Annotated in this window: 1 protein-coding gene; it reads left to right on the top strand. The window is 33.6% G+C overall.

Going from position 1 to position 1,191, the window contains the following annotated elements; genetic code table 11:
• Positions 1-1,025: DUF3656 domain-containing protein (locus J3U19_RS11400; RefSeq protein ID WP_267346370.1), on the top strand; the 1,025-nt coding region annotated here is incomplete at its 5' end.
• Between the last annotated feature and the right edge of the window lie 166 nt (positions 1,026-1,191).

The raw sequence follows: 1,191 nt of genomic DNA, 5'->3' as shown, positions 1-1,191 counted from the left end.
GCAGACACCCCGATATATTAGCCATAGATTCGCCCAAATACCTGGGAGAGCAAATTGGCGAAATCACGAAAGTGACCTCAAAAACTTTGGATATTAAAAGCGAACACACATTAAGTAATGGTGATGGACTTAATGTACTGATCCAACGTGATATTATCGGATTCAGAGCGGACAAAGTTGAAAAGATATCCGGAAATCACTACCGCATTCATCCTAATGAGGTACCTAAACACCTTTATTCTGTTAAATTTCCGCATGCAGTTAATCGAAATTTGGATCATTTATGGCAACAAAGTTTATTAAAAGATTCCAGTAAACGATGTGTTGGCGTTTCATTTGAACTCGAAAACAGTATTGATGGAATTAGATTAAAAGCAAGAAGCGAAGAGGGCATGAGTGTTGAATTAACACTCAACGGCCATTTTGAACCCGCTACTCAGCCAGATAAAATGCTAAAGAATATTCAAGAAAATTTATCTAAACTGGGCAATACGCTGTATTATCTTTCTGATCTAAAAATGAAATTATCGACAGTATATTTTATTCCCAACAGTCAACTTAATCAGTTAAGGCGGGAAGTTATTAGCAGACTTACGGTGGAAAGATTAACCAATTATAAACGCAAGGTGCGTAGACCAGAAATAAGTCCAACCGCAATTTATCCAGAGACACAACTGAATTTTTTGGCTAATGTTTATAATCACAAAGCGCGGGAATTCTATAAACAGCATGGAGTTGAATTGATTGAAAGTGCTTATGAAGCCCATGAAGTGAAAAATGATGCTCCATTAATGATAACCAAGCATTGCTTAAGATTTGCGTTTAATTTATGTCCAAAGCAAGCTAAAGGGATCCAAGGTGTGAAAACTAAAGTAACCCCTATGAAACTTGTGCAAAATAATGAAGAATTATTATTGAAATTTAATTGCAAAGCTTGTGAAATGCAGATTTGGGGAAAAATAAAAAAACACATATTAAAAATGCCATTACCTGGTAGTGATATTATTTTGGTTGTCAAAAGTTAAAATTCTATTTATCAAACGGATTTTAAAGGTTAAGACATCATGTAATGGAGGCTATTAAAAATTAGATAAATTGGTCAAAATAAATCATATTTAACATAATATACATTATACGAACCAATTTAAACTAAATAAATTTAAAGCAGTTGTAGCATTTTTGACTAGTGCT

This window comes from Gilliamella sp. B2828 (assembly GCF_026537125.1).
Classification (GTDB): domain Bacteria; phylum Pseudomonadota; class Gammaproteobacteria; order Enterobacterales; family Orbaceae; genus Gilliamella.
Note: the sequence above shows the minus strand (reverse complement) of the source record. Positions and strands in the feature narration are given on the sequence as shown.